This is a genomic window from Rhizobium sp. L43, assembly GCF_002531725.1.
In the GTDB taxonomy this organism is placed as follows: Bacteria; Pseudomonadota; Alphaproteobacteria; order Rhizobiales; family Rhizobiaceae; genus Rhizobium.
The window spans coordinates 44,419-53,175 of the sequence record NZ_NWSQ01000036.1; the positions used below are offsets into that span (position 1 = coordinate 44,419).

Annotated in this window: 11 protein-coding genes and 1 tRNA gene; 4 read left to right on the plus strand and 8 right to left on the minus strand. The window is 62.2% G+C overall.

Features of this window, described 5'->3' with window-relative positions; genetic code table 11:
• Window positions 1–217 precede the first annotated feature (217 nt).
• Complete coding sequence (locus tag CO667_RS30905; protein WP_097621969.1) at window positions 218–541, minus strand: RcnB family protein; 324 nt, start codon at window positions 539–541, stop codon at window positions 218–220.
• 317 nt (window positions 542–858) lie between these two features.
• On the opposite strand from CO667_RS30905, the gene CO667_RS30910 reads away from it, so the two are divergent.
• Together CO667_RS30910 and CO667_RS30915 are read left to right on the plus strand one after the other, a co-directional pair.
• Entirely contained in the window at window positions 859–1,242 is a 384-nt protein-coding gene (locus tag CO667_RS30910; protein ID WP_097621980.1) for a VOC family protein, read from the plus strand.
• A 167-nt stretch (window positions 1,243–1,409) separates the two neighbouring features.
• On the plus strand, window positions 1,410–2,741 hold the full coding sequence (locus tag CO667_RS30915; protein WP_097621970.1) for a hemolysin family protein: 1,332 nt from the start codon (window positions 1,410–1,412) through the stop codon (window positions 2,739–2,741).
• A 42-nt stretch (window positions 2,742–2,783) separates the two neighbouring features.
• On the opposite strand, the gene chrA is transcribed toward CO667_RS30915, so the two are convergent.
• Both chrA and CO667_RS30925 read right to left on the minus strand, forming a co-directional pair.
• A complete protein-coding gene (gene chrA / locus CO667_RS30920) occupies window positions 2,784–4,217 on the minus strand; it encodes a chromate efflux transporter (protein ID WP_097621971.1) in 1,434 nt (477 codons plus the stop codon).
• Window position 4,218: 1 nt separating this feature from the next.
• Window positions 4,219–5,034 (minus strand): chromate resistance protein ChrB domain-containing protein, encoded by an 816-nt coding sequence (locus CO667_RS30925; protein ID WP_097621972.1) that lies wholly within the window; start codon window positions 5,032–5,034, stop codon window positions 4,219–4,221.
• 336 nt (window positions 5,035–5,370) lie between these two features.
• On the opposite strand from CO667_RS30925, the gene CO667_RS30930 reads away from it, so the two are divergent.
• Window positions 5,371–5,688: a hypothetical protein gene (locus CO667_RS30930; protein WP_097621973.1), complete on the plus strand. Its 318-nt coding sequence runs from the start codon at window positions 5,371–5,373 to the stop codon at window positions 5,686–5,688.
• Window positions 5,689–6,034: 346 nt separating this feature from the next.
• Here the strand turns inward: CO667_RS30930 and CO667_RS30935 are convergent, their stop codons facing one another.
• A complete protein-coding gene (locus tag CO667_RS30935; protein ID WP_097621974.1) occupies window positions 6,035–6,337 on the minus strand; it encodes a hypothetical protein in 303 nt (100 codons plus the stop codon).
• A 222-nt stretch (window positions 6,338–6,559) separates the two neighbouring features.
• On the opposite strand from CO667_RS30935, the gene CO667_RS30940 reads away from it, so the two are divergent.
• Complete coding sequence (locus CO667_RS30940; protein WP_245433369.1) at window positions 6,560–6,778, plus strand: hypothetical protein; 219 nt, start codon at window positions 6,560–6,562, stop codon at window positions 6,776–6,778.
• Window positions 6,779–6,806: 28 nt separating this feature from the next.
• On the opposite strand, the gene CO667_RS30945 is transcribed toward CO667_RS30940, so the two are convergent.
• The 4 genes from CO667_RS30945 to CO667_RS30955 all read right to left on the minus strand — a co-directional run bounded on the left by CO667_RS30945 (window position 6,807) and on the right by CO667_RS30955 (window position 8,459).
• Complete coding sequence (locus tag CO667_RS30945; protein ID WP_097621976.1) at window positions 6,807–7,103, minus strand: hypothetical protein; 297 nt, start codon at window positions 7,101–7,103, stop codon at window positions 6,807–6,809.
• A 142-nt stretch (window positions 7,104–7,245) separates the two neighbouring features.
• Window positions 7,246–7,321, minus strand: a tRNA-Lys gene (locus CO667_RS30950).
• A complete protein-coding gene (locus tag CO667_RS35090) occupies window positions 7,312–7,500 on the minus strand; it encodes a hypothetical protein (protein ID WP_143540771.1) in 189 nt (62 codons plus the stop codon). Before CO667_RS35090 ends, CO667_RS30950 begins: the two co-directional genes overlap by 10 nt.
• A 47-nt stretch (window positions 7,501–7,547) precedes the next feature.
• On the minus strand, window positions 7,548–8,459 hold the full coding sequence (locus CO667_RS30955) for a PhzF family phenazine biosynthesis protein (RefSeq protein WP_097621977.1): 912 nt from the start codon (window positions 8,457–8,459) through the stop codon (window positions 7,548–7,550).
• Window positions 8,460–8,757 lie beyond the last annotated feature (298 nt).

Sequence of the window (8,757 nt, forward strand, 5' to 3'; positions counted from 1 at the left end):
AGCATTGAGTCATTCACCGCGCAGACGCGCGGTGGCTGGATTCCTGTGACAGGCACAGGAATGAGGGAGCGTGGGGAGAGCGATGATGCCGATCGAGGCAAAGTTCTATGCCGGACGGAATGCCCAGACAAACTCTCACTAGTGGCCGGAATCTCTATGCCTTACCGAAACCGGAAAAAGGGCGGCCGAAGCCGCCCCTTTCTCATCCATCCACCGATCAACGGCCGGCAATGATGCTGGAAATAACACCGCTGGTGACGCCGATCAGCAGGTAGTCGTTGTCGGCACGGACCCAGCGATAGCCGCGCGGCGGCGGCGCCAGCCGGTAGCGGCGGTAGTCGTTGACATCGGAGAACCGCCGACGCTCGCTGGCGTTGACGCGGTATCCCTTCTTCCAATGCGGCCGTACCACAGTCTTCTCAACGATCACCCGCTTGTGCACGACAGGCGGGCGACGATAATCGTCGGCGCTGGCCTGGGAGACGACCATCGGCGAGAGAAGGAAGGAGGCGGAAAGAAGAGCTGCAAAGATCTTTTTCATGTGGAGTTCCTCAGTGTTGGGCACGCGAACAAACTAGGGCTGAAAAGATGAACCGAAACTGAAACTTAAATTAAACTTTCGTAATGGAATCCGGTGCTTTGAGGCCGGATTCTTGTATTTTAGATGAAGCTCACACATCTTGACGAACCGCCGTTTTGCCGAAGTCGGCACGTCGTCCACAGAGCGGATTCGATTTCCGGAAGGATTGAGCGCAGATTCAAAGTCGTCGAACGCTTTGCCCCCATCCGATCACGCCCTTGGCGCCGTCGGACGCCGCGAGGGCGTTCGAGACAACGCAAAAGATGATGGAGGAAACCATGCCCGGCATCAGCATGCGCTATATCGTCGACGACGTCGACGCCGCGCTGGAGTTCTACACGAGACATCTCGGCTTCACCGTCGCGCTTCACCCCGCGCCCAGCTTCGCCATCCTGACCAGGGACGGCTTTCGTCTGCTCGTCAGCGGCATGGTGGGACCGGGCGGCGCGTCCCAGGCAATGCCCGACGGGCGAACACCGGAACCGGGCGGATGGAATCGCATCCAGATCGAGGTCGCGGACCTGGCGGCGGAAGTCGCCGCGCTGCGCCAGGCGGGCGCGCGGTTTCGCAACGAAATCTTCCAGGGCATAGGCGGCAAGCAGATCCTGCTCGAAGACCCGGCCGGAAATCCGATCGAACTCTTCGAAGCGCCGAAAAGATGAGTGCCGCAGCAGCGGTCATGCTCTCCCCGCCGGTTGAATCGCAGGCGAGATCCTGATGACGGCAAGCCGGCATCGGCATCCCCAACGGCAAGAATGGCGGCTGCGCCTTGCTACCTCGGCCCGAGCGTGTAGTTTCGGACTCGCGTCAATTCAGAGGTAGGGAAAACATGTCCGAATCCGCGGGCGGGCTCTTCGACTATGTCGGGATACTAGCCGTGTTGCTTCTCGTGGCCGCCAACGGCTTCTTCGTCGCCGCCGAATTCGCGCTGGTGTCGGTAAGGCGCAGCCGTGTCACCGAACTTGCCGCGGCGGGCCGCATGAATGCCTCCGCTCTCCAGCGCGCCGTCGACAATCTCGACGCCAACCTCGCAGCCACCCAGCTCGGCATCACCATCTCCTCGCTCGCCCTCGGCTGGGTCGGCGAACCGGCGCTTGCCCACCTGATCGAGCCTCTGCTGTCCTGGCTGCCCGGACAATGGGCGACAACAGGTGCACATACCGTCGCCATCGTCATTGCCTTCGTCATCATCACGGCACTGCACATCGTGCTCGGCGAACTCGCGCCGAAAAGCCTGGCGCTTCAGCGCAGCGAAGCCACCTCGCTTGCCGTCGTGCGTCCGCTTGGGCTGTTCCTGGTGCTGTTCAAGCCGGCAATCTTTGCGCTGAACGGCATGGGCAACCTCGTGCTCAGGGGCGTGGGTCTTCGCGCCGGCACCGGCGAATCGTCGTTCCATTCGCCGCAGGAACTCAAGCTGCTGGTGGCCGAGAGCCAGGAGGCCGGCCTTCTCAACCAGGTGCAGCAGCAGCTCGTCGAGCGGGTCTTCAACATCGGCGACAGGCCGATCTCCGATATCATGACGCCGCGTCTCGATATCGAATGGTTCGACGCCGACGACAGCGAAGCCGAGATCCTGAAGACCATCCGCGAATGCAGCCACGAACAATTGCTGGTCGCCCGCGGCTCGATCGACGAACCGATCGGCATGGTGTTGAAGAAGGACCTTCTCGACCAGGTTCTCGACGGCGGCAAGGTCCGGCCGATGGCAGTCATCAAGCAGCCGCTGGTGCTGCATGAGGGCGCCTCGGTTGTGCGCGTGCTCGATAGTTTCAAGGCCTCGCCTGTCCGGCTCGCCATCGTCATCGACGAGTATGGCAGCCTGGAAGGCATCGTCACCCAGACCGATCTGCTCGAAGCCATCGCCGGCGACCTGCCGGGATCCAATGAAGAGCCCGACATCGTTGTGCGCGAAGACGGATCGCTCTTGATCGATGCGATGATGCCGGCCTTCGACGCTTTCGAACGGCTGGGGCTGCGCGACCGTCCGGATGCCGATTTCCATACGCTTGCGGGCTTTGCGCTGCACCAGCTCCAGCATATCCCCGAAGCCGGCGAAACCTTCGTCTTCGATAACTGGCGCTTCGAAGTGCTCGATATGGACGGCATGCGCATCGACAAGATGCTCGCCACTCGCATCCCCGCGGACGGGGCGGAAGCCTAGAGCAATTCCCGGTCGGATCGTACCATTCTGGCCGGAAAGACTCTATCTCACGGCCAGCGTCCAGAGCATTCCTGATATCGCGCAGGCAAGCAGCGTCGTGATAACAGACGTCCTGAACCGGAAGATCGCGATGGCGGCGGCGGCCGACAGCGCCATTGCCGCCGGCACGGCCGATTGCAGCACGGGAATATCGAGCCGCAGCCCGCCGAGCTGGACGGCCGCGACTTCGGCAAACAGCGTGTGCACGCCGAACCAGATGGCGAGGTTGAGAATAACGCCGACCACGGCCGCCGTGATCGCCGACATCGCCCCCGCCAGCGCTGCGTTGCCGCGCAGTTTTTCGATGAAGGGCGCGCCAAGGAAGATCCAGAGGAAACAGGGCACGAAGGTCACCCATGTCGTCAGGATCGCAGCAAGCGTGGCGGCGAACATCGGATCGAGCGTGCCGGAATTGCGATAGGCCCCCATGAAGCCGACGAATTGGACGACCATGATCAGCGGCCCCGGCGTCGTCTCGGCCATGCCGAGACCATCGAGCATCTCGCCGGGTTTCAGCCAGCCGAAATGCTGCACGGCTTCCTGGGCGACATAGGCAAGCACGGCATAGGCCCCGCCGAAGGTGACGACGGCCATCTGGCTGAAGAATAGGCCGATCTGGCTGAAGACGTCGCCTGGCCCCAGGGACACGTAAATCGCGGCGACGGGCACGAGCCAGAGGGCGAGCAACACTGCCGAGATGCGCAGCGACCAGGCAAGATCAGGGCGCGCATGCGCCGGTATGCCCTCGCCGAGCGCGGACTCAGCATCCGACAGTACCGCTCCGCTTCCTGCCTTGTGGCCACCGCCAGGGCTGAAGGCGGCGAGCCCGAACCGGCCGCCGAGGAAGCCCGCAAAACCGGCGGCCAGCACGATCAGCGGGAACGGCACGTGCAAGAAGAAGATGGCGATGAAGGCCGCTGCCGCAATTGCGAGCATGATGTTGTTTCTGAGGGCACGGCTGCCGATGCGGATGACGGCCTGCACGACGACGGCAAGCACCGCCGCCTTCAGCCCGAAAAACAGGCCGGCGACGATGCCGACGCTGCCATAGGCCGCGTAGATATAGCTGAGGCAAAGGATCGACAGAAATCCCGGCAGCACGAATAGCAGGCCGGCGACGACACCGCCCAGCGTGCGATGCATCAGCCAGCCGATGTAGATGGCGAGCTGCTGCGCCTCGGGTCCGGGGAGCAGCATGCAATAGTTCAGCGCATGCAGAAAACGGTGCTCGCCGATCCATCGTTTCTCGTCGACGACGATCCGGTGCATGACCGCGATCTGGCCGGCCGGGCCGCCGAAGCTCAGGGCAGCGACGCGCATCCACACCTTGACGGCCTCGCCGAAGGAGACGCCGTGGTGATGTCTCTCGCCTGCGTCTTTCCCCTGCATTTGGCCTCCCGCTTGTCCCATGAGCGGACTGTCCGTCATCTCGGTCATCTCATGCCCTCTTCTTCGGCGTGGGCCAGTTGTGGGTTTCCTCGGTCGCGTCCCGGCACCAGCGGAAGAAGGCGTCGTAGAGAAGCATTCCGGCCTCGAGTTGCTCGAGATCGTCGGAATACATCCTGGAGAGGCCGAGCGATGCGGCCAGCAGACCGGGCGCCTCCGGCGCGAGATCGAGCCTTGCGGTATCCGCCGCCCTGACGATCCGCGCCAGGCGCAGCAGCGGTTCCGATGCCAGCCCGAACTCCTCGATCATCACATCGAACGTGCAGAACTCGCCGCGATGGCTCCAGAACACCCCTTCGATATCGAAGGGCACGGCCCCGAAACGCTCGGCGACGGCCAAAACCTCCGGCGCCGGCACGAACAGGAAGACGGCGGCCGGATCGACGAAGCGCCGGATCAGCCAGGGACAGGCGATGCGGTCGATCTTCGGCCGCGCCCGCGTTACCCAGACGGTGCGTCCCTGCGCGTCGCGGCGCGGCAGCTTTTCCTCAGGCACCGCCGGTCCCGTTGCAATCCAGGCTTCGAAGCCGCCTTCGAGGCTTTCGGCGTCGATCCCGGCATGTCTGAGATAGGCGGCAACGCCATGGCTGAGTTTGGCGCCCCTCTGGCAGACCACCACGACGGCATCCGCATCGATGCTGCCGGCCCAGGAGGCAACCTCGGCATGGTCGCGCCGGATCGAGCCCGGAACCAGGCGCGGATCGAGCGCGAAGTCCTCCTCCGTACGCACGTCGATGACGGCAGGCGCACCGGGGGTCCCGATGAGGCGATTGAGCTTGTCGGGAGAAATTTCGAGAAATGACGGCATGACGCGTCCTCCGTTGATCGGGTTTAATGGACGCGATTCTTCAGCATGACGCCTCGTGGGATGATCGCAACCCCATGACAAAACCATGCGCAAACACACCCCCTCGTGTCAAGCGGGCGCTTGCATGGAAAAGGGTTGCGCAACATTCATGTCGAAGCGGAAGCGACTTCGGTGGGTGAACCAAGGCCACGGTCCGTCGGCAAGCCGGGCGGCATCGGCTGTCGATTCGGGTCGGCTGCGGCCGGGAAACCCCTGCTGGCAACCGCTTCCCGGCACCCGCATGGAACAAAATGCCCACTTCGGCATTCTTCTCTCACCGAAAGAGGAGAAAGTACCATGACGTACGACCCCAATAATGCCAACGACCCGAACCGCCCGCTGAACCCAAATCTGGACCTGCGCACCACGCCTGCCGCGCGCGCCAATAATACGTGGGTTGTCTGGGTCGCTGCATTGGCCGTGATCGCTGTCGCTGCATTCGCCTATTCGCAGTGGAGCACCCCCGGCACATCCCCGGACACGACAGCCTCCACGACCCAATCCGAGCCGGTGCCGGTCAAACCGATCGCTCCGACCGACAACAGCGCAACGCCCGCCCCGGCACCAGCAACTCCGGCTCCGGCCACGCCGCCGGCTGCCCCTGCTCAGCAGTAACCCTGCTCGGCACAAGGAACGAATACCTCCCTGGCGTGTCGGACACGACACCCTGGGGACGGTCTCTGGCGCATGATCGGGAAAACGATCTCCATTCCCAGGGTCATGCGCCGGCTTGGGCATCTTTTTTACCGCGTGGCCCTTGAACCTCTTCAGGCTAACCTTACATACCACTCATGTAATTTGTCTCCGACGGCTGACCACGGATGTACTGGCAGCCGCCGTTGAGACAGATCGAGGAAGGTCGGTGCGAATTTCGCCCGGCCTTTTTTCTTGTCCTCGCCGTCCGCCAACCTGGCTCGGCCTCTCGCGGTTCGACGCGTTCGACAAGATTTGGCTCGGGGACCTACTTGGGAATCCTGTTGTAGAAGGATTGCGGATCGTACACGCACTCATAGTCGAGCAGGCAGAGTTTGCCATCGCCGTCCTTGATCCTCGCGGTGTCGTATTTATCGCCCAGACTACATCTGGCCGGCGGATAGCGGAAACTGCGGCCGCCGAAGCCCATGCGCACGAAGACCTTCTTGTTCTGGCGGATGATCTGCGCAAGCTCGCCGCAGCTGTGATCCCTGGCCTTGACCTCCACCGCCTCGGCGGCGAGGGCTGCGGAAGGAAGCAACAGCGCGACGGCCAGAACAAGGCTTTTCATGGAAACTCCTGGACATGAGAGGATGGAGGTAGGGCATATGCGCCCCTACCGCCAGCCTTCAACACCGCGAATGATAGCCTGTAAACCGCCCGAGCGAAATTTACCGCGCAATCGATCATGCCGGAGCCCATCCATCCGTTAAAACCGACCTTTGGACGCAGGCGCCCCGCATTACCCGAGCGAAAGCGGATCGAGGCCGCTCCAGCGCCCGGGAATGATGCGTTGTATGACTGGCGCAGGATCGGGCGATACGCCAGAAACGGTGCGCTTGCCCTTCTGATCGCCGCAAAGCTTGCCATCGCGGCCACACACGTCGCCGCCCTCGACACCTCCAACTCTTTCTCGGAATACGGACCGCCCATGGCGGCCATGGCGGCACTGGTGATATTCATCCTCGGAGGTCTCTGGCTCCTCGGCGTAAAGCCGACCGACCGCGACTGAGACGCTTATCGATCCTGCCGTTCGAATATCACGGGAAATTATAGGACGATGCGGGGTCGTAGATGCAGGCGTAATCGAGAACGCATTGCTTTCCCCCGCCGTCGCGGAAACTGGCCGTGCTTCGCATGTCGCCCAGGCTGCATTGAGCCGGCGGATAACGAAAGCTGCGCCCGCCGAAACCGACGCGGACAAAGACCTTCTTGTTCTGACGGATGATCTGCGCAATCTCACCGCAGCTGTGATCCGCCGCCTTGATCTGCATCACCCCGGCGGCAAACGCAGGCAGCGGCAGAGACAAGACGACAGCGAAGATGACGCTTTTCATGGCCCCCTCCAGTGTATGAGAGGAAGATAGGGCAAGCGCATGCATGCGGCCAGTGCGAACCAAATCGCCCGCTTCCGGAATGATTTCCAGCAGGCCGGAAAATCCGGCCTGAATGCAAATACATCAATCTTATCAAGAGATTTGGTGGGTGATGTAGGGCTCGAACCTACGACCCGCTGATTAAGAGTCAGCTGCTCTACCAACTGAGCTAATCACCCGTCCGCGCTTGGCTGCGCGGTGTGACGGGGCGTATAAACAGGATCGGCAGGCTTGTCCAGCATATCGGCGAAATTTCTTTGGTTAATTGCAAAGATTTTTCGGCATCGCTGAAATGCAGCACGCAGCCCCGAAAATCAGAACCGATTTTCGGAATGATTATCCGCGGATTCAAAGTCATAGAGCGTCCTTGGCGCGGCCTATCGGACGCGCGGCGCTCTGATGAAATCAAAGGTCGAGAGTGCCGCTCGCCAATCGCACCGCCTGGCCGCCGATCCGGGCGTTGGAGATCGCCCCGCCATCGACATCGATATGCAGATGGATGAAGGAGGGCCGGCCCATCTCGACACCCTGCTCGATCATGATCGGGTGATGCCCGTCCGTCAGCCGGTCGAAATGATGGATCGCGCCGGAGAGTGCGGCTGCCGCCGAACCGGTGGCCGGGTCTTCGGCGATGCCCATGCCGCTGGCGAACATGCGCGCATGGAACTTCGCCACGTGGTTGACGCCGCCGCGGCAGTAAACATAAGCCGAGGCAAGCGCACCGTCGACGAAGGGCACGATCTTTTCCCAGAGCTGCGGATCGAATTCCACCCGTTGCGCGGCGCCGACATCGTGCACCGGAATGAGCAGGAAGGGAACGCCGGCGCTCCAGATCGACGGCACGTGATTTTCGAAGCCGATCTCGGTGACCTTCAGCGACAGCGCATCGGCCATGCCGAGCTTGTCGAGCGGCATGACGGCCTGCTGCGATTTGCGCGGCAGGTCGAATTCGGCAAAGCTCGCCTCGCCCTCCCGCAGCCGCACGGCGCAGCGCACCGGCCCGACATTTTCCTCGAGCACGGTGACGAGATCGCGGTTCGTGTCGCCATGGGTGCGTTCAGCGAGCGCAATCGCCGTGCCGACCGTCGGATGACCGGCAAAGGGCAGTTCGCGGCCGGGCGTGAAGATCCGGAGCTTCGCCGCATAGGCCGGATTGTTGGAAGGCTGCACGAAAACCGTCTCCGAGAGATTGATCTCCCGGGTGATCGCCTGCATCGCCTCCTCGCTGAGATCGTCTCCGTCGAAGATCACCGCCAGCGGGTTGCCCGCAAGCTTTCGATCGGTGAACACGTCATAGACGCTGTAGCTTCGCGCCACATCGGCCTCCTTGAATCGGTCATCGCGCCGCCAACCTGCCCGACCAAACGGCCGAGTGCAAGGCGGTAAGTCCGCTAAGAACAACGCATCCCTGGCAGGAGACGCCGGCACCCTTGGATTTATGCGTGATTGTTAATGAAAACTGCATTCGATTTTTGGAGGCGGCGGTGGATGGATGCAGGAAGCAGCGCTGGAGCGTGCCCTTCGAGGCTCCGGCCATTGGCCTGCGCACCTCAGAGTATGTGAAGCTTTCGAATCTAATGCGTTTCAGGCCGTTGGTTGGCCGATGCCATCGCGC

What these genes read in the sequence shown, in the direction of transcription:
- CO667_RS30905 (WP_097621969.1), bottom strand. Translation starts at nt 541, where the DNA reads ATGAAAAAGATCTTTGCAGCTCTTCTTTCCGCCTCCTTCCTTCTCTCG.
- CO667_RS30910 (WP_097621980.1), top strand. Translation starts at nt 859, where the DNA reads ATGCCCGGCATCAGCATGCGCTATATCGTCGACGACGTCGACGCCGCG.
- CO667_RS30915 (WP_097621970.1), top strand. Translation starts at nt 1,410, where the DNA reads ATGTCCGAATCCGCGGGCGGGCTCTTCGACTATGTCGGGATACTAGCC.
- chrA (WP_097621971.1), bottom strand. Translation starts at nt 4,217, where the DNA reads ATGACCGAGATGACGGACAGTCCGCTCATGGGACAAGCGGGAGGCCAA.
- CO667_RS30925 (WP_097621972.1), bottom strand. Translation starts at nt 5,034, where the DNA reads ATGCCGTCATTTCTCGAAATTTCTCCCGACAAGCTCAATCGCCTCATC.
- CO667_RS30930 (WP_097621973.1), top strand. Translation starts at nt 5,371, where the DNA reads ATGACGTACGACCCCAATAATGCCAACGACCCGAACCGCCCGCTGAAC.
- CO667_RS30935 (WP_097621974.1), bottom strand. Translation starts at nt 6,337, where the DNA reads ATGAAAAGCCTTGTTCTGGCCGTCGCGCTGTTGCTTCCTTCCGCAGCC.
- CO667_RS30945 (WP_097621976.1), bottom strand. Translation starts at nt 7,103, where the DNA reads ATGAAAAGCGTCATCTTCGCTGTCGTCTTGTCTCTGCCGCTGCCTGCG.
- CO667_RS35090 (WP_143540771.1), bottom strand. Translation starts at nt 7,500, where the DNA reads ATGACTTTGAATCCGCGGATAATCATTCCGAAAATCGGTTCTGATTTT.